The organism is Bacillus sp. FSL K6-1003, from assembly GCF_037964945.1.
Classification (GTDB): domain Bacteria; phylum Bacillota; class Bacilli; order Bacillales; family Bacillaceae; genus Bacillus; species Bacillus mojavensis.
This window is the reverse complement of sequence record NZ_CP150176.1, coordinates 3,802,806-3,820,569: the sequence shown is the minus strand read 5'-3', so window position 1 is coordinate 3,820,569 and position 17,764 is coordinate 3,802,806. Positions and strand designations below refer to the sequence as shown.

Sequence of the window (17,764 nt, the reverse complement as noted above, 5' to 3'; positions counted from 1 at the left end):
TCTTCACAAATTCTGGAAGTTCAGAAAGTGTGAAAAATAAGAGCAAACAGAAAAGAACTTGTCCTTTTCAACTCGTTCAAATTTATTCAAACTTTCTTGTAGTCTAGTTTTTTACGGTTACTAGGTAGAAACAATCAGACCATATTACTGATCATATACAAGAATGTCTTTTTTCTAAGATGATAGCAGTATTTTATCCTTTCACTTTTTGAAAATCAACCTTTTTAACTATTTTCGAAATAATAAATTTATATTTCGAAGTCGAGAAAATAAAGGAAAATCATAATGGATTGCTATGCTGAAATTGTGATCAGGAGGGAAAAACGAAGCATATCATCACAGGCACGCCAATACATGCTGACCATCGGCTTTACTGTATTTCAAGACAGAATAATCAAAAGCTGACCGACTTGGACAGCAGTGATTTGAGAGATAGCCACGGGATCGAGGCGCTCTATGATGAATTGTTTCAGCACATTAGCCTTAATACGGAGCCGGAAGCGTTTATGTAATCAATAATGCTGGTGTACTGGCTCCATTGGGCCGATCGAACAACAAAACGGAGGAGCTGAAGAAACAGCCCGCTTATTAATTGATCTTCTAAACAGTGAGGAGTTCGGGCAGCCGCCTGTCGTTGAGAATCTCGTTCCTATTGCTGGATGATTGATGTATCATAATAGTGGGGGGAAACCCTCTATGCAGCAAAAAGGAGTTCTTTTTTATGATTATTCAATTCATTCGTTATAGATAATGACCGGTATAGACGACTTTCCAGACCTGGCCAAAAAGTTAGATAGGCCCAGGTTTATTTGTCTATGCCTTTTTCATTTATTTAAAAACGAATGAATGAGGTGTTTTTTGTGTCAAACATAAAGAAGCATGCTGCTTATATGAATCAATTTGTCTCTCTATTTCGATGCCCGATTTGCGATTCTTCAATGAAGGTCACATCTTGGAAAAGTTTGGTTTGTTTCAAGAGCGGGCATACGTTTGATATATCCCGGCATGGGTACGTAAATTTCCTGACAAAGCCGGTCAAAAGCAGCTATCGGGCGGGGCTTTTCGAAGCAAGAAGCCGGCTGATGGCAGAATATCACTTTTTTGCACCGCTTCATCAGGCATTAGCTGACTTGATCAGTGACCGGAAGTCTGAAAAAGAGACGTTAACCATTTTAGATTGCGGATGCGGTGAGGGGACCCACTTGAAAGCGGTTTGCGAGCTGCTTCAAGAGAAGAAAACAGTGCACGGCATTGGGATTGATATTGCCAAGGATGGCATATTACGAGCGGCAAAAAATATTGGCGGGAAGCTGTGGGCCGTAGCTGATGTAGCTAATGCGCCCTTTCAAGACCGGCAATTTGATGTCATTCTATCGATTTTCTCACCTTCAAATTATGCAGAGTTTCACAGACTGCTGAAAAAAGATGGTTTGGTTATAAAGGTTGTCCCTCAAAAGGATTACTTAACAGAACTAAGGCAGGTTTTATACGCAGATTCAGAAAGACGAACCTATTCCAATACACCTGCAATAGAGCGCTTTACCACACATTTTCAGCTCGATCATCTGATGAGGATGCGCTATACCAAAACGCTTCATCAGCAAGGCGTAGAATGGCTTCTGAACATGACACCGTTAGCCTGGTCCGCATCGGCTGAAAATATCAACCAGTTTAGAGAAATGAAATCGGCTCAGCTGACAGTTGATGTTGATATATTAATCGGAACGAAATGAGTGAAAGAGGAAAGCTCCCATAAAGAGCTTTCCTTTTGTTTTCCGCAAAAACGGAATTTTCCACTGGATTGGAATAGTTATCGCTCATTTTCCGTAAATATGGAAGAGGAAAGGCTTGAAATGGTGTTCTGGTGACTGGCACAGAACTTGCATTAGAAATGACGGAAAGGGAGGAGAAATTTTGTAAACGCTTTCCTTTTCTCAGACAAGCGGAAAAGAGGGATGTTTGTGGACATTATGATTATTCTTTTGGCTTTGGGTTTGCTGATGTTTGTCGCCTATCGAGGGTTTTCTGTCATTTTGTTTGCCCCGATTTGCGCCTTATTTGCTGTGCTGCTGACAGATCCAAGCTTTGTGCTTCCTTTTTTCTCAACCATATTCATGGAGAAGATGGCAGGCTTTATTAAGCTGTACTTTCCAGTATTTCTGCTTGGCGCCATTTTCGGAAAGGTTGTCGAGATGTCCGGCTTGGCGGCTTCCATTGCGAAGACTATTGTCAGATTGGTCGGGGCGAAACGAGCAACACTCGCTATCGTATTGATGGGCGCTATTTTAACGTACAGCGGAGTCAGCCTGTTTGTTGTCGTCTTTGCTGTATACCCCTTTGCGAAAAATCTGTTTAAAGAAGCTGACATCCCGAAGCGCCTCATACCGGGAACGATTGCTCTCGGGGCATTTACTTTTACGATGGACGCACTGCCGGGTACACCGCAAATCCAAAATGTAATTCCTACGACGTTTTTCAAAACAGACATTTATGCCGCCCCTTGGCTTGGTATGATCGGCGCGGTATTTGTGCTGGCGGCGGGTATGTTCTACTTGGAATCGAGGCGCAAAAAAGCAGAAAAAACAGGAGAAGGCTACGCCGGTTTTCGATCGGAGATTTCTGCCGCGCGTGAGCCAACTGATCTTGCCCCGGAACAAAGCTCACCGGCCTTAGAGCCTGACACAAGCAAGGTCCGGCACGCACTCGCTTTTGTCCCTCTTATTCTCGTTGGTGTGATGAACAAATGTTTCACCACGATCCTCCCCAAGTGGTATCCGAATGAATTCGATTTTTCCGCCATAGGATTGGGAGAGTTCGGGAAACTTGATATCTCCTCCGCGGTTGCTATTTGGTCAGTGGAGCTGGCCCTCCTGATCGGAATCATCGCAACCATTTTGTTTGATTGGAGAAAAGTGTTTGGACAGCTAAAGGAAGGGCTGAATGAAGGGATCGGCGGCGCCCTGCTTGCATCGATGAATACAGGCGCCGAGTATGGTTTCGGCGGCATTATTGCTGCGCTGCCGGGGTTTCATAAGCTGAGCAACGGCATTTCACATACGTTTACGGATCCGCTTGTAAACGGAGCGGTAACGACAACAACGCTGGCAGGGATCACCGGATCGGCTTCAGGGGGAATGGGAATCGCGTTAAGCGCGATGTCTGATCAATATGTGAAAGCGATCCAGACCTACAACATACCGCCTGAAGTGATGCACCGGGTCATTTCGATGGCGTCAGGAGGCATGGATACGCTTCCGCATAATGGGGCGGTGATCACTCTGCTGGCTGTGACGGGTTTGACTCATCGCCAATCGTATCGGGATATTTTTGCGATTACTCTCATCAAAACCGCCGCCGTATTTGTGATTATCGCGATTTACAGTTTGACGGGCCTTGTATAGGACAAAACGAAAGGGGAATCAGATATGGGAAAAGTGCTGTCATCGAGTAAGGAAGCCGCGGAACTCATTCGGGAGGGGGATACACTGATCGCGGGCGGATTCGGCCTGTGCGGAATTCCCGAGCAGCTCATTCTGGCGATAAGGGATAAAGGGGTAAAAGATTTAACCGTCGTCAGCAATAATTGCGGAGTTGATGATTGGGGGCTCGGTCTGCTGCTGGCAAACAAGCAAATCAAAAAAATGATCGCTTCCTACGTCGGAGAAAACAAAATTTTTGAAAAGCAATTTTTAAGCGGAGAATTGGAAGTGGAATTGGTTCCCCAAGGGACCCTCGCTGAAAGAATCCGAGCCGGAGGAGCGGGTATACCGGGATTTTACACAGCCACAGGCGTCGGAACTTCTATCGCTGACGGGAAAGAGCATAAAACCTTTGACGGACGCACTTATGTGTTAGAAAAAGGGATTACTGGGGATGTCGCCATTGTAAAAGCATGGAAAGCGGACACCATGGGGAATTTAGTTTTTCGGAAAACGGCAAGAAATTTCAATCCGGTTGCCGCCATGGCGGGAAAGATCACAATTGCCGAGGCAGAAGAAATTGTTGAGGCGGGAGAGCTTGATCCCAACCACATCCACACGCCTGGTATTTACGTACAGCATGTTGTGCTCGGCACACATGAAAAGCGGATTGAAAAACGAACTGTTCAGCAAGCGGAAGGAAAGGAGGCGGCACAATGAAGGAAGCCAGAAAAAGAATGGTCAAACGTGCTGTAAAGGAAATAAAAGACGGTATGAACGTCAATCTTGGGATAGGGATGCCGACACTTGTCGCAAATGAAATACCGGAGGGCGTGCATGTGATGCTTCAATCAGAAAACGGTTTGCTTGGGATCGGCCCGTATCCGCTGGAAGGAACGGAAGACCCGGATCTGATCAATGCGGGGAAAGAAACGATCACCGCCGTAACAGGCGCATCCTATTTTGACAGCGCAGAGTCCTTTGCGATGATACGAGGCGGTCATATCGACCTGGCCATCCTCGGGGGCATGGAGGTTTCTGAGCAAGGGGATTTGGCGAACTGGATGATCCCGGGGAAAATGGTGAAGGGAATGGGCGGCGCTATGGATTTGGTCAACGGGGCTAAGCGAATCGTTGTCATCATGGAGCACGTCAATAAACATGGGGAATCGAAGGTGAAAAAACAATGCTCCCTCCCGCTGACAGGACAGAAAGTCGTTCATCGGCTGATCACTGATTTAGCTGTTTTTGATTTTGATAACGGCCATATGACACTGACTGAGCTCCAGGACGGCGTCACGCTGGAAGAGGTATATGAGAAAACTGAAGCTGACTTCGCCGTAAGCCAGTCAGTCATCCGGCAAAAATCTTAAGCAGGAAGGTGTATGACATGAAAACACAAGTCGCTCTTGTGACAGGCGCAGCCGGCGGAATCGGATTTGAAATCGCAAAGGAATTCGCCCGGGAAGGCGCCGAAGTCATTATTTCAGATGTAAATCAAAAAGCGTGCGGGGAGGCCGCCGCCAAGCTGAACGAGGAAGGCTTTAATATCACGGGCATTCCATGTGACGTAACAAAGGAAGAGCAAATTGCTGATATCGTCCATACTATCAAGACCCGATACGGACGTTTGGATACTTTGGTGAATAACGCAGGCATGCAGCATGTCGCGCCGATTGAAGAGTTTCCGACAGAACGGTTTGAACAGCTTATTCGCGTCATGCTGACCGCGCCATTCATTGCGATGAAGCATGTCTTTCCCCTTATGAAAAAACAGCAGTTCGGCAGGATCATCAATATCGCGTCTGTGAACGGACTGGTGGGATTTGCGGGAAAAGCCGCTTATAACAGCGCAAAGCATGGCGTCATTGGGCTGACAAAGGTGGGGGCGCTGGAAGGCGCGCCCCACGGGATTACGGTGAATGCACTCTGCCCGGGATATGTGGACACACAGCTTGTCCGCAATCAGCTGAGCGATCTTTCTAAAACAAGAAATGTTCCCTATGAATCGGTTCTGGAAGAGGTGATTTTTCCGCTTGTGCCGCAAAAACGTCTTCTATCGGTGAAAGAAATTGCTGATTATGCTGTATTTTTGGCGAGTGAAAAGGCGAAAGGCGTCACAGGGCAGGCGGTCGTGCTGGATGGAGGCTACACAGCTCAATAATAGATTCTTGTATTCATAGGAGGCTCTCGTTTATCATAAAGTTGAAAGCGATTACAATGTGACAGGAGCGACAGGGAGATGAAACATTCTATTAAAAGATTACCCTATGAATGGCTGGATGAAATCATCAACCTTGCGGCGGAATGTATTGTTGTGGTTGATCATGAGGGGAACATTCTCTATATCAATCCGGCATACTGTGACTTTCTGAAAAAAACAGAGAACGAAGTGATAGGAAAACCCGTTCAGGACGTGATTGAAAATTCGAGAATGCATATCGTGGCGAAGACGGGGCGTACAGAGGCTGCCGCTATTCATCCAATTAACGGCAGTGAAATGATTGCCAACCGGTATCCGCTCTATGTGAACCAGCAGCTTGTCGGAGCAGTCGGAACCGTTATGTTTCGCAATCCGCAAGAATGGATGGATTATTCAAGAAAAATTAAACCCATCCTCAATGAACTCAATTACTACAAAAATAGATACGAAAAAGAGCTTTTCAGTAAATATCACTTTGGCGACTTGATCGGAAACAGCCCTCTCTTTATGGATGCGAAACGGCTGGCTGAACGGGTATCTGACAGCCAATCGGCCGTTTTGCTTTTAGGAGAATCAGGTACGGGAAAAGAGCTGTTCGCCCACGCCATCCATCAGAACAGCCGCCGCCGGTATGCTCCCTTTCTGCGCGTCAACTGCGCTTCGATCCCGGAGCATTTGTTTGAATCAGAAATGTTCGGATACGAAGACGGAGCGTTTACGGGGGCGAAAAAAGGCGGGAAAAAAGGAAAATTTGAACTCGCGCATCAAGGAACCATTTTCCTTGATGAAGTAGGTGATATGCCGCTGCATATGCAAAGCAAAATCCTTCGCGTCCTGCAGGAGAAAGAGATAGAGCGGGTCGGCGCAGGAAGCCCGGTACCGATAGATGTACGAGTGATTGCGGCGACACACCGAAACCTCGAAAAAATGGTCCGGGAAGGAGACTTCCGGCAAGACCTCTATTACCGATTGAATGTAATCAAAATTCAAATCCCGTCCCTAAGAGAGCGCATAGAGGATGTTGTGCCCATCGCAGGGCTTCTATTAAAAAAACTTGAACGGAAATTTGGCTTTGATGGCTTGGAGCTTTCTAAAGAAGCGATTGCAGTGCTTCAGAGCTATTCTTGGCCGGGCAACATACGTGAACTGGAAAACGTCCTAGAACGGGCTGTCAACGTCCTCGACGGCAAACGAATCGAACCGAAACACCTGAATCTCACTCCTGAAGATCAACCCATTCAAAGAACAATCAAAGTCCGAGAATATCAATCGATACAGCCATTAAAAGAGACAATCGCTGAGGCGGAAAAAAACGCGATCATCGAGGCGCTTGCCGCAGCAGACGGCAATAAAATAAAGGCAGCAAAGCTATTAGGCATAGGAAAAACAAGCTTATATGAAAAATGCAAAGCCTATCAAATTGAGCAGGCATAAAAAACACACTTGTCCCGCCAAGGAATCAAGTGTGTTTTTCTGTTCTTTATTTCCAAACATCGTTAGCGATCTCAACAACATGGCGCAGCTTCGCCCATTGCTGTTCTTCGGTCAGCTTGTTGCCTTCCTCAGTCGAAGCGAACCCGCATTGCGGACTCAGGCATAGCTGGTCTAAGCTGACATAACGTGACGCCTCTTCAATACGGCGTTTCACGTCGTCCGGATCTTCGAGCTCACCGAATTTAGATGTAACTAAACCGAGGACAAGCTGAAGATCAGTGCGTTTCACATAACGGAGCGGTTCGAATCCGCCTGAGCGTGAATCATCATACTCTAAGAAAAGCCCGTCCAGATTCAAGCCGTCAAAAATGGTTTCGGCCGCCGCATCATAACCGCCCTCAGCTGTCCATGTGGACTGAAAGTTGCCGCGGCAGATATGCATGGTGATTGTCATATCATCCGGACGATCAGCAATGGCGTCATTGATCGACTTCGCAAACAGCTGGCGAAGCTCGTCAGGCGTTGTTCCGAATGCTTCCACTTGTTTTAAGCCTTTTTCAGATAAGAAAACAGCCCATGCTGTATCGTCAAGCTGGAGGTAGCGGCAGCCTCTGTCATAAAACGCTTGAATCGCTTTCTTATATGCTTTTGATACATCATGCTGGAAAAGAGCATAATCGTTCTTGTAGGCATCCTTTTCCAGTCTCCCCCGGAAAAAGAGCATATTCGGACTCGGAATTGTCATTTTTGGCGTGGCATCACCAGCGATGCCATGTAAAAATGAGTAATCTTCGAGCATCGGGTGGTTTGAGAAATCAATATCGCCCGTCACTTTGATGCCGCGTGCTTTTGTCTGCACATTATGGAACTGGATACCCTGTTCAGGTATAAACGGCTCAACGCCATCCAGATTTTCCAGGAAATCAAAATGCCACCACGCTCTGCGGAATTCTCCGTCTGTCACGACGTTCAGGCCGGTTTCCTTTTGTTTTTCCACAATGCGGATGATTTCATCGTTTTCAATCTGGCGAAGCTGTTCGGCAGTCATTTCGCCTGCCGCCTTTTGCAGCCGCGCTTTTTTGACGGGCTCAGATCTCAGCAGGCTTCCGACTTGATCCGCGCGAAACGGCGGTTTTTTTCTCTGAAGCGATTGTTTTTGTTCTGCGGGTGTTGTTTGCTGTGACATGTTGTTCATTCCTTCTTTCCATTCAAATATAAAAAAGCTCTTCCTCTGGATAAGGAAGAGCTTGCGTGAACAATCTCAACCTTATCTACAAGAGCACATATCTGCTCTAAAGGATTTAGCACCATTCTGTGTAAAACAGCGGTTGCCGGGTATCGCAGGGCCAGTCCCTCCACCTCTCTTGATAAGGAAAACCTTTTTATGAAATTTTCTGATAGTATCTATTATTCACACATTTTTCGTTTCTGTCAACGATAGATTATTTCCACACATCATTGGCAATGTCGACCACATGACGGAGCTTCGCCCACTGCTGCTCCTCAGTCAAAAGGTTTCCTTCTTCTGTAGAAGCGAAACCGCACTGCGGGCTCAAGCAAAGCTGATCTAAGCTGACAAAGCGCGCGGCTTCATTGATTCGGCGTTTGACATCCTCTGGACCTTCAAGCTCTCCGTATTTGGATGTAATCAAGCCCAAGACAATCTGCAGATCCTTGCGTTTGACAAAGCGAAGCGGGTCAAAGTTTCCGGAGCGGTCATCATCGTATTCCAGGAACAAGCCATCAAGGTTTAAACCGTCAAGAATCGTTTCCGCTACAGCGTCATAGCCTCCTGATGCGGCCCAAGTCGAGCGGAAGTTGCCGCGGCAGATGTGCATCGTAACCGTTAGGTCATCAGGACGGTCCGCCACTGCATCGTTAATTGTTTTGGCAAATAACGCAGGCAATGTTTCCGGATCACCGCCGAGGGCACGAACAACCTCTCTGCCTTTTTCTTCAAAGAAGAGAGACCAAGACGTATCATCGAGCTGAAGATAGCGGCAGCCCGCATCATAGAAAGCGGTAATCGCTTTTTTGTACGTCTGGGCCAGGTCATGAAAATATTCCTCCTGATCGGGATATACGCCTTGATCAGCTTTTTCACCGAAAAACAGCATATTCGGACTTGGAATCGTCAATTTTGCTGTCGCATCTCCGGCAATGCTGTGTAAAAATTGATAATCGGCAAGCGCCGGATGGCTGGTGAAATCCAGTTTTCCTGTGACTTTAATGCTGCGGGCTTTTGTTTTCGCATGATGGAATTGAATCCCTTCGGCCGGAATGAAGGGCTCTACACCATCAAGCCCTTCAAGAAAATCGTAATGCCACCAAGAACGGCGGAACTCTCCGTCGGTTACGACGTTTAGGCCGATTTCCTTTTGCTTTTCGACAATGCGGGTGATTTCTTTATTTTCAATATCGCGAAGCTGTTCTGCCGTGATCTCGCCGGCCGCTTGATTTTTCCGCGCCTCTTTTACTGGTGCGGATCGTAATAAACTGCCGACATGATCAGCGCGGAAAGGAGCTTTCTTCTGTTTATCTGATTTCTGTGCTGCAAGGTTTACTTGTTGAGCCATATCATTCGCCTCTTTTCTGAAATGTTTGCCGCATGAAAAAAGCTCTTCCTTTGTGTAAGGAAGAGCTTGAACGATCAAATCTCTGCCTCATCTGCAAGAACGCGATGTTCTTAAGGATTTAGCACCATTCTGTGTAAAACAGCGGTTGCCGGGTATCATAGGGCCAGTCCCTCCACCTCTCTTGATAAGGTAAATCTTCATATTGAGTTTTCAATTATCTTAATATTATTATTTTTGCATGAATTGTCAACAGTTTTTTAGAAGTTTGGCTTATCTTCATCGTCAATCAATACCATATCCAGCACAATCGCGATTTGCTGTGCAATCAGCACATCTTCCCCATGTGCAATCTGCAGGCGATGCGTATCACCCCAGCTGAGCCGCTTTTTGCTGACAGACATTCACACATTCTGGCCGTCCGTCAGCTGGAATTTGTCCTTCCATCAATCACCGTCGATTTCCCAATTCAGTTTGGTGATTTCAAATTTCGGTTTGAATAACGTTAATTTCTTCATCACCTCACAAACCGTTTCTCCCCCGATAGAAATATCATAACGGGGCAAAAAAGACATGGGCTTCTGCTCAATGGAAGCGAGCGTTTCTCCAGAGGAATCTGATATGTGTAACGAGTCTCCGAATGAAAACAAACGGCCCTCCACCTTTAATTTCTCCTGTTCATTCTGACCGTAAATGTGAAAAGCATCTTTAAACGAAAAGATCTGTTGTTTCATCAATCATTCGATCATTACTGAAGTCTAGTTTCAGGAATAACGAAAAGGCTGCATATCTGCAGCCTTTTCATTTATAAGGTATGTCTTAGGAAAGATGCATCCGGCGTTTTTGGCGGATGGCGTCAAGGTCGATTAGGTTGTTATGATGAGGAACGGGTGCAGGCAGAGGGCTTGTCTTTTGCGGTTTTCGTCTATTGTCTTTGCTGAACGAAAAGAGAAGATAGCCACATAATGCGATGATAATAAATAAGATCATTTTACATACCTCCCAAAAAAAGTTTTGGTATTCTCTATTGTACGGATAAAACGTCTAAAAGTATTCAAAAAATTCCAAATCTAATAAAAATAAATGTGTGTCCCTCAAAATTCCTTTTCGTCGATGACCTGAAAATAGTCTTGCATTAAGCTGGTGTTTTTTCTTTTGATTGGTTCTATAGTTACTATCGACGTTAAAATGAATTCCTTTATATAACTTTTAACCTAAATTTCTGTAATTCGAATTAACTATATATGGATAATGTGTTCTTCTTTGTTTGATATATACCCTATTTTGAGGAATTGAACACAAAAAACCCAAATTACGGAGCATTTGGGCGGGAATTTGGAATGGATGCCTGATTTGAGGGGAGTCCGGGGATGGGTCAGAAAAAGCGTTTGAACATTCTTCTTATTTTTTGAAATGGGTTTGATCGTTTTGTTTGCATTTTGAGCGGGCGCGAAATCATCCATTTTTTGAACAGGCTTTTTGCGGCAATTGTATTCTTCATCTTTGCATTTCCTCCTCATCCGTTGATAGTCTTTTTACGGACAGAGCTTTTAAAATGTTTCATTTTCACGCAAAAAACCAGTCCTTTTTCGGACTGGTTTTTCAGCTTACGCCTGTTCTTCAAACAGCTTTGCAATCTCAACGATAACGTTTACGGCTTTGACCATGTTGTCGGCAGAGATGTATTCAAATTTGCCATGGAAGTTTTCCCCGCCGGTAAAGATGTTCGGCGTCGGGAGTCCCATGTAAGAAAGCTGCGAGCCGTCCGTGCCGCCGCGGATTGGAGAGATTTTCGGTTCGATGCCGAGGTTTTCCATTGCTTGTTTGGCAATGTGGACGATTTCGATGACAGGCTCAATTTTTTCTCTCATGTTGTAGTATTGATCGTTCATATCAAGCTGAATGCGATTTTGTCCGTATTCGTTTTGGAGCTCTTCAACGATGCGCTGCATGGTTTCTTTTCTGTTTTGGAAGATGTCTTTGTCAAAGTCTCTGATAATGTAGTTGAGCCTGGTCTCTTCTACGTCTCCCTGAATGGACAGCAGGTGGTAGAAGCCTTCGTAGCCCTCTGTATATTCAGGTGCCTCATCTGCCGGCAGCATGCTGTTCAGCTTCATTGCGATTTTTGCAGAGTTGATCATTTTGCCTTTTGCCGTGCCGGGATGTACATTGTTGCCTTTAATTGTGATTTTCGCCGCGGCAGCATTGAAGCTTTCATATTCAAGCTCACCGAGCGGGCCGCCATCAACGGTATAGGCAAAGGAGGCATTGAATCGCTCAACATCAAATTTGTGCGGGCCCCTGCCGATTTCTTCATCAGGTGTAAATGCAACCCTAATGGTGCCGTGCTTAATTTCAGGGTGTTTGATGAGATAATCCATGGCAGTCATGATTTCAGCGATGCCAGCCTTATTGTCAGCGCCAAGAAGGGTTGTGCCGTCTGTGGTGATCAGAGTGTGGCCTTTGTAGCCCGACAGTTCAGGGAATTGATCAGGCGATAGGATGACCTGAAGCTTTTCATTGAGCGTGATGTCTTTTCCATCGTAGCTTTCTACGATTTGCGGATTGACATTTTTGCCGGTAAAATCTGTGGCGGTATCGACGTGGGCGAGAAAGCCGATTGTCGGCACGTCTTTGTCAGTATTGGAAGGAAGAGTCGCCATGACATAGCCGTTTTCATCAATGGCTGCGTCTTCCATGCCGATTGACTTTAATTCCTCAACAAGCATGTTTCCTAACGTCAATTGGCCGGGTGTGGATGGGCAGGTGTCGACTGATTCATCTGACTGCGTGTCGACCTTTACGTATGTAGTAAACCGTTCAATGATGTCTTCTTTCATTTCCAATCATCTCCTTTGTCTTATTCTATCATGCTGTGATGAGAGATTTCTATTTCACAATGCCATTTCGAATGGCAAAAACGACTGCCTGTGTCCGGTCTTGGGCATTGCATTTTTGCAGAATTCGATGCACGTGGGTTTTGACGGTGCTTTCGCTGACAAAAAGCTTGTCGGCAATCTCTTCATTTCTCAAGCCATAGGCCATTTGCTGAAGCACCTCGAGTTCTCTTTTGGTAAACGGTTCAGTCAGTTTTTCAGTATAAGGCTGTTGCTTTGCGCGGAATGTCTCACTGATGATTTTAGCGGCCGTGACTGTGCGGAAAATCGCTTCGCCTCTGGAGGCAGCCCGAATGGCGTCTATCAGTTCTTCAGGAAGCGTGTCCTTCAGCAGGTAGCCGACAGCGCCGGCGCGGATGCCTTCAAATACGTATTCTTCAGTGTCAAAGGTCGTTAAAATGACGATTTTTGTATCCGGGAGGGCGGACATGATGTCCTTGGCCGCTTCGATGCCTGAGCAGGACGGCATTTGGACTTAACAGCAGCAGCGGGCAGTTTCCCGGGCTTTACAGTTCTTTCTCGGTACATCGATAAAATAAAAGAAAACGTCAACCGGCAGATTGATTTTAGACCTGTTCGGACTGCATGAAGTCCTGCAGCATGGCGTGAAAATGCTGAATGTCCTCGCTATTTCTTTTCCACATCATAAATGTCTGGGACGCCGGCAATTCAAGATGCGGCGGCGTAATTACAGCCATCAGCTTTTTTTCGTCCTCTTCCTGTTTGATGATGTAGGTGGGGAGGAAAGAGGCACCCATTCCCGCTTTTATCATTTGAACAGCCGTATCAGTCTGCCCGACAGCCATCGTTTGAATATGCGGGTAATGTGAACGGATGCGGTCCAAAAAGGCATCCCCATATGACGGATGATCATGCGTAAGCAGCCGATAGCGGCTGAAGACAGATGCAGCATCCGCAGGCTTGCTTTCTTGAAAAGGAGCAGCCAGACACAGCGTACCTTCGCATATGTGCTGATAATAAAGAGTGCCGGAGTTCGGGTCTTTTCGCGACAAACCAATATCAGCTTCATTGTGTTCTACCGCTAGTTTGATATCGTCAGATTCAGCTACATGAGTTGAAAGCTCGACATGCGGATGTTTTTGGATATAGGCGGGCAGAAAACGAGGCAATATATAGGACGCGATGTAGGGGTGTACGGCCAGCGTAAGTGCCCGGCTGTACCCCTGCTTCCATTGGCTGACTTTGTGCTTTCCGGCTTGGTATGCATTGATTATTTCTTTGGCATAAGGCAAAAACAGCCTGCCTTCGTCAGTCAGGACAACTCTTCTTCCGCTATGCAAAAACAGCTGCATGTCCAGTTCATCTTCCAATTTCCTCATATGTTGAGAAACAGCCGGCTGCGTGAGATAAAGACGCTCAGCCGTTTCCCTGAAGTTTTCTGATTCCGCTGCGGAAATAAAGGTTTGCAGCCATTTTAAATCCATGAAATACCTCCTTCACTGCTAATTGATAACAAATTGTTAATTGAAAATGCTTATTTGCTTATCACTGATGATACTTCCATTCGTTTAGTATACCTATAGAACGAAAAAATGGAGAGAGGGAATCACATGAACATATACGTAGAAGCAAATCCGTATTTACATGACAAATACTCAAAATATGCAGATGAAAAATATAAGAGAGACGGGAATCCATTTGTATCCTTTCCGATTCGCTTTGAGGAAGTCCCGCTCGGTGCAAAGACGCTCGCACTGACTTTCATCGACCATGACGCCATTCCCGTATGCGGATTCAGCTGGATTCACTGGATAGCGGCGAACATCCCGGCGCACATCGGAGAGCTTCCTGAACATGCAAGTGAGGAAAGACAGGACTTGATGATACAGGGGCAAAACAGCTTTGCTTCAGCGCTTGCAGGAAGCATCAATCCAAAGGTGATTCACCAGTATTGCGGGCCGACGCCGCCTGACGAGGATCATACATATACGCTGACGGTCTATGCTTTGGATGCTGAACTGAATCTTCAGCAGGGCTTTTATATGAATCATCTCTACCAAGAAATGAAAGAACGCATTCTCGCTGAAGCCTCTATTGAATTGCTGGCAAGGGTTTAGGGCAGAAAATATGAAGAAACGATTAATAAACGATTAAACTTCATGAAAATGGATGTAGACCAGTTCTAAACACTATATAATAATAGCAGGTCATTTTTTAGGAGGGTTTACATCATGGCAATACTTGTTACAGGCGGCGCCGGATACATCGGAAGTCACACATGTGTGGAGTTATTGAACAGCGGATATGAGATTGTCGTACTTGATAATCTGTCCAACAGTTCAGCTGAGGCGCTGAATCGCGTCAAGGAGATTACGGGAAAAGAGTTAACGTTCTATGAAGCAGATCTATTGGATCGGGAAGCAGTAGATTCGGTTTTTGCTGAAAATGAAATTGAAGCTGTAATTCATTTTGCGGGATTAAAAGCAGTCGGTGAATCTGTTGCGATTCCGCTCAAATATTATCATAACAACCTCACGGGAACGTTTATATTATGTGAGGTCATGGAGAAATACGGCGTCAAGAAAATCGTGTTCAGTTCATCTGCAACAGTATACGGCGTTCCGGAAACATCACCGATTACGGAGGACTTTCCATTAGGCGCGACAAATCCTTATGGACAGACGAAGCTCATGCTTGAACAAATATTGCGTGACTTGCATACGGCCGACAACGAGTGGAGTGTTGCCCTGCTCCGCTACTTTAATCCGTTCGGCGCACATCCAAGCGGACGAATCGGTGAAGATCCGAATGGCATCCCAAATAACCTCATGCCATATGTGGCGCAGGTAGCCGTCGGCAAGCTGGAGCAATTAAGCGTATTCGGCAATGACTATCCGACAAAAGACGGGACAGGCGTGCGCGATTATATTCACGTCGTCGATCTCGCAGAAGGCCACGTCAAAGCGCTTGAAAAAGTATTGAACTCCACTGGAGCAGATGCATACAACCTCGGAACAGGCACAGGCTACAGTGTGCTTGAAATGGTCAAAGCCTTTGAAAAAGTGTCAGGGAAAGAGGTTCCGTACCGTTTTGCGGACCGCCGTCCTGGAGACATCGCCACCTGCTTCGCAGATCCTGCAAAAGCCAAGCAAGAACTGGGCTGGGAAGCAAAAAGAGGCCTTGAGGAAATGTGTGCCGATTCTTGGAGATGGCAGTCTTCTAATGTGAATGGGTATAAGAGTCAGGAATAAGAATGGAGGCCTTCTCAACAGAGAAGGCCTTTTTCCTAAAAAAGGGTGCCTTCGCAGGCACCCTTTTCAGCTACTATTTGATTTTTACAATAACATCATTACTGAATTTAAGTTTCCAAGTTCCTTTAGAGTAAGCATCCTTGTCCACTTCGAATACTTCAACATTGGTTACTTTAATATTTGGATTTAGATCACTTAAAATTTTTGAATCATCGATTTTTGTTTCTGCCGCATAGTTAGAAGATGCATCTATGTCAGCATCATATGATGTATCAGTGGAATCTACAAGTTTAACAGTAGGAATTGAAAAAGAGCTTATAGGCTTTTTAGACACGTTTTTTACTGTGTATTGTACAGCAACTAAAATACCGCCGTCAGACGCCTTTTTGTTTAGGAACTCGTTACCAACTGAATCTCGTTTTTCTACCTTCGTAACTGTCACTTCAGTTTTCTCAGTCTTAACAGTATCACCGATATTGTATGTTTTTTCAGTTTCTGCTTTGCTGCTGCTTGATGTTTTGGAAGTGGCTTCTGAACCGCCTCCGCCGCCAATGTTAGCAATAATAATGATGACAACAACTGCGAGAATAAACGTAATAATTTTATGTCTCATAAAAAAGTTACGCTGATCCTTACCACAGTTAGGACATTTTTTTACACCTTTTGCAATTTCTTGACCGCAAGCTTTACAAGGGACTAGTTTTCCTGCCATTATATTTCCTCCTATGTCATTAAATACACAAAACATATGTACTATAATGCCTATATTATTTCACTTAGTCAATACAAAATTATGAATTTATTATATTATTTAGCATTCATAGTTATATTTTCTTGTGAAAATATATGCTTATTTTCTTATCGTCTATATCACACATATGTTAATAGCTAATTTGTATTTTCTTGAATTTTCACTTGCAACTAAATCTCCGCAAATACCCCTTGAACCAATTTGCTCAGTCCCTTATAATGCTAATATTGGAAAGTGAAAAAGATATGCTAAAACATTGGTTTTCTAGGGTTCCGCAATGCATATTGGCCTGTGACCGAGAGAAAACACATAACAGCCTGGCTGTTATGACACGGTGGGATAAAAGCCCAGGAGTTTCTGCTCTTTTGCGAGAGCGTACTCCTGGGTTTTTTTGTTGATACGATCTGAAGGAGGAGTTTGTGATGAAAAAGAAAATGCTTGATGTGCTGATGCTTGTGATTGGCGCTTTTTTCTTCGCGCTTGCTGTGAATTTATTCGCGATTCCCAATGACCTTGGGGAAGGCGGCGTTACGGGGATTACGCTGATTTTGTACTATGTGTTTCAATGGTCTCCCGGGGTGACAAACTTTATATTAAACGCTTTTCTGCTATTGATCGGATATAAATTTCTCGACGGGAAAACTACGGTTTATACGATTATCGCCGTGGCAGCAAACTCGCTTTTTCTGCATTTGACACACGGGTGGAGCACACCGTCTGATGAGCTGATCATTAACACGATTTTCGCAGGCGTGTTTGCGGGTGTCGGGATCGGCATGATCATTCGGGTCGGCGGCACAACAGCCGGTTCCGCCATTCTGGCCAGAATCGCCAATAAATATTTAGATTGGAATATCAGTTACGCGCTGCTCTTTTTTGATTTAATTGTCGTCTTCAGCTCTTATTTTATTATTGGTGTGGAAAACATGATGTTTACGATTGTGATGCTGTATATCGGAACGAAAGTGATGGACTTTATTATTGAAGGACTGAATACAAAAAAAGCGATTACTGTCATTTCGGAAAATAAAGGTGAAATTGCCGAGCAGGTCAATACGCTGATGGACCGGGGCGTCACCATTTTATCAGGTAAGGGAAACTATACCGGCCAGTCAAAAGAGATTTTGTACATCGTCATTAACAAACAGGAGCTTTCTATGCTGAAGAAAATCATCAGAAGCTGTGACAAAAAAGCGTTTGTGATTGTCCATGACGTGCGCGATGTGTTTGGTGAAGGGTTTGTGGATATTTCAAAATAAGGAGGTCCCTCTGCGT

General features: G+C 45.2%; 15 protein-coding genes, 3 pseudogenes and 4 riboswitches. Of the genes and pseudogenes, 9 read left to right on the top strand and 9 right to left on the bottom strand.

The genetic code is table 11. The features are described from left to right. Positions 1-79 precede the first annotated feature (79 nt). A riboswitch (purine riboswitch) is annotated at positions 80-181 on the bottom strand. Between the two features lie 709 nt (positions 182-890). The 6 genes from NSU16_RS19470 to NSU16_RS19445 all read left to right on the top strand — a co-directional run bounded on the left by NSU16_RS19470 (position 891) and on the right by NSU16_RS19445 (position 7,056). Beyond that, positions 891-1,733, top strand: a complete 843-nt coding sequence (locus NSU16_RS19470; RefSeq protein WP_211090777.1) for a methyltransferase domain-containing protein — start codon at positions 891-893, stop codon at positions 1,731-1,733. A gap of 228 nt (positions 1,734-1,961) precedes the next feature. Beyond that, positions 1,962-3,401 carry a GntP family permease gene (locus tag NSU16_RS19465; protein WP_326203894.1) on the top strand — a complete coding sequence of 480 codons (1,440 nt, stop codon included), beginning with the start codon at positions 1,962-1,964 and terminating at the stop codon, positions 3,399-3,401. A 24-nt stretch (positions 3,402-3,425) separates the two neighbouring features. Further along, positions 3,426-4,139, top strand: coding sequence for a CoA transferase subunit A (locus tag NSU16_RS19460; RefSeq protein WP_339191757.1), 714 nt, complete (start codon positions 3,426-3,428; stop codon positions 4,137-4,139). Then, positions 4,136-4,792, top strand: a complete 657-nt coding sequence (locus NSU16_RS19455; protein ID WP_024123370.1) for a CoA transferase subunit B — start codon at positions 4,136-4,138, stop codon at positions 4,790-4,792. The genes NSU16_RS19460 and NSU16_RS19455 overlap by 4 nt, the downstream gene beginning before the upstream one ends. A 17-nt stretch (positions 4,793-4,809) precedes the next feature. Then, positions 4,810-5,583: a 3-hydroxybutyrate dehydrogenase gene (locus NSU16_RS19450; RefSeq protein ID WP_326191407.1), complete on the top strand. Its 774-nt coding sequence runs from the start codon at positions 4,810-4,812 to the stop codon at positions 5,581-5,583. Between the two features lie 78 nt (positions 5,584-5,661). Next, complete coding sequence (locus tag NSU16_RS19445; protein ID WP_339191756.1) at positions 5,662-7,056, top strand: sigma 54-interacting transcriptional regulator; 1,395 nt, start codon at positions 5,662-5,664, stop codon at positions 7,054-7,056. Positions 7,057-7,102: 46 nt separating this feature from the next. On the opposite strand, the gene NSU16_RS19440 is transcribed toward NSU16_RS19445, so the two are convergent. From NSU16_RS19440 to NSU16_RS19405, 8 genes and pseudogenes are all read right to left on the bottom strand, one after another. Beyond that, on the bottom strand, positions 7,103-8,242 hold the full coding sequence (locus tag NSU16_RS19440; protein WP_229148448.1) for a 5-methyltetrahydropteroyltriglutamate--homocysteine S-methyltransferase: 1,140 nt from the start codon (positions 8,240-8,242) through the stop codon (positions 7,103-7,105). Between the two features lie 78 nt (positions 8,243-8,320). Then, a riboswitch (SAM riboswitch) is annotated at positions 8,321-8,430 on the bottom strand. A gap of 68 nt (positions 8,431-8,498) precedes the next feature. After that, positions 8,499-9,632, bottom strand: a complete 1,134-nt coding sequence (locus tag NSU16_RS19435; protein WP_339191755.1) for a 5-methyltetrahydropteroyltriglutamate--homocysteine S-methyltransferase — start codon at positions 9,630-9,632, stop codon at positions 8,499-8,501. 84 nt (positions 9,633-9,716) lie between these two features. Next, positions 9,717-9,823: riboswitch (SAM riboswitch) on the bottom strand. 66 nt (positions 9,824-9,889) lie between these two features. Beyond that, positions 9,890-10,363: pseudogene (locus NSU16_RS19430) on the bottom strand (LURP-one-related family protein). An 85-nt stretch (positions 10,364-10,448) separates the two neighbouring features. Then, positions 10,449-10,727 (bottom strand): annotated as a pseudogene (locus NSU16_RS19425) (hypothetical protein). Between the two features lie 277 nt (positions 10,728-11,004). Continuing rightward, positions 11,005-11,130, bottom strand: a complete 126-nt coding sequence (locus NSU16_RS19420) for a hypothetical protein (protein ID WP_326226136.1) — start codon at positions 11,128-11,130, stop codon at positions 11,005-11,007. Positions 11,131-11,236: 106 nt separating this feature from the next. Further along, positions 11,237-12,469: a peptidase T gene (pepT, locus tag NSU16_RS19415; RefSeq protein WP_229148452.1), complete on the bottom strand. Its 1,233-nt coding sequence runs from the start codon at positions 12,467-12,469 to the stop codon at positions 11,237-11,239. A 49-nt stretch (positions 12,470-12,518) separates the two neighbouring features. Then, positions 12,519-13,001, bottom strand: a pseudogene (locus tag NSU16_RS19410) (response regulator transcription factor); the annotation flags it as partial. A gap of 91 nt (positions 13,002-13,092) precedes the next feature. Beyond that, the gene (locus tag NSU16_RS19405; RefSeq protein WP_339191754.1) at positions 13,093-13,971 is read right to left on the bottom strand and encodes a LysR family transcriptional regulator; all 879 of its coding nucleotides are present in this window, start codon (positions 13,969-13,971) and stop codon (positions 13,093-13,095) included. Positions 13,972-14,097: 126 nt separating this feature from the next. Between NSU16_RS19405 and NSU16_RS19400 the strand changes: the two genes are divergently transcribed. Together NSU16_RS19400 and galE are read left to right on the top strand one after the other, a co-directional pair. Then, positions 14,098-14,604: a YbhB/YbcL family Raf kinase inhibitor-like protein gene (locus NSU16_RS19400; RefSeq protein WP_168749121.1), complete on the top strand. Its 507-nt coding sequence runs from the start codon at positions 14,098-14,100 to the stop codon at positions 14,602-14,604. A gap of 114 nt (positions 14,605-14,718) precedes the next feature. After that, positions 14,719-15,738: a UDP-glucose 4-epimerase GalE gene (gene galE, locus NSU16_RS19395; RefSeq protein WP_268447966.1), complete on the top strand. Its 1,020-nt coding sequence runs from the start codon at positions 14,719-14,721 to the stop codon at positions 15,736-15,738. A 73-nt stretch (positions 15,739-15,811) separates the two neighbouring features. Here the strand turns inward: galE and NSU16_RS19390 are convergent, their stop codons facing one another. Then, positions 15,812-16,351, bottom strand: a complete 540-nt coding sequence (locus tag NSU16_RS19390; protein ID WP_168749525.1) for a DUF4352 domain-containing protein — start codon at positions 16,349-16,351, stop codon at positions 15,812-15,814. A 391-nt stretch (positions 16,352-16,742) separates the two neighbouring features. Next, positions 16,743-16,845: riboswitch (guanidine-I (ykkC/yxkD leader) on the top strand. A 66-nt stretch (positions 16,846-16,911) separates the two neighbouring features. Here NSU16_RS19390 and NSU16_RS19385 point away from each other — a divergent pair. Next, positions 16,912-17,748, top strand: coding sequence for a YitT family protein (locus tag NSU16_RS19385; protein ID WP_168749119.1), 837 nt, complete (start codon positions 16,912-16,914; stop codon positions 17,746-17,748). The last annotated feature ends 16 nt before the right edge of the window (positions 17,749-17,764 follow it).

Bases quoted from the DNA above. Each gene is read 5' to 3' on its own strand.
- NSU16_RS19455 (WP_024123370.1), top strand. From the start codon at position 4,136: ATGAAGGAAGCCAGAAAAAGAATGGTCAAACGTGCTGTAAAGGAAATA.
- NSU16_RS19445 (WP_339191756.1), top strand. From the start codon at position 5,662: ATGAAACATTCTATTAAAAGATTACCCTATGAATGGCTGGATGAAATC.
- NSU16_RS19400 (WP_168749121.1), top strand. From the start codon at position 14,098: ATGAACATATACGTAGAAGCAAATCCGTATTTACATGACAAATACTCA.
- NSU16_RS19405 (WP_339191754.1), bottom strand. From the start codon at position 13,971: ATGGATTTAAAATGGCTGCAAACCTTTATTTCCGCAGCGGAATCAGAA.
- galE (WP_268447966.1), top strand. From the start codon at position 14,719: ATGGCAATACTTGTTACAGGCGGCGCCGGATACATCGGAAGTCACACA.
- NSU16_RS19385 (WP_168749119.1), top strand. From the start codon at position 16,912: ATGAAAAAGAAAATGCTTGATGTGCTGATGCTTGTGATTGGCGCTTTT.
- NSU16_RS19435 (WP_339191755.1), bottom strand. From the start codon at position 9,632: ATGGCTCAACAAGTAAACCTTGCAGCACAGAAATCAGATAAACAGAAG.
- NSU16_RS19450 (WP_326191407.1), top strand. From the start codon at position 4,810: ATGAAAACACAAGTCGCTCTTGTGACAGGCGCAGCCGGCGGAATCGGA.
- NSU16_RS19470 (WP_211090777.1), top strand. From the start codon at position 891: ATGAATCAATTTGTCTCTCTATTTCGATGCCCGATTTGCGATTCTTCA.
- pepT (WP_229148452.1), bottom strand. From the start codon at position 12,469: ATGAAAGAAGACATCATTGAACGGTTTACTACATACGTAAAGGTCGAC.
- NSU16_RS19440 (WP_229148448.1), bottom strand. From the start codon at position 8,242: ATGTCACAGCAAACAACACCCGCAGAACAAAAACAATCGCTTCAGAGA.
- NSU16_RS19460 (WP_339191757.1), top strand. From the start codon at position 3,426: ATGGGAAAAGTGCTGTCATCGAGTAAGGAAGCCGCGGAACTCATTCGG.
- NSU16_RS19420 (WP_326226136.1), bottom strand. From the start codon at position 11,130: ATGAAGAATACAATTGCCGCAAAAAGCCTGTTCAAAAAATGGATGATT.
- NSU16_RS19390 (WP_168749525.1), bottom strand. From the start codon at position 16,351: ATGAGACATAAAATTATTACGTTTATTCTCGCAGTTGTTGTCATCATT.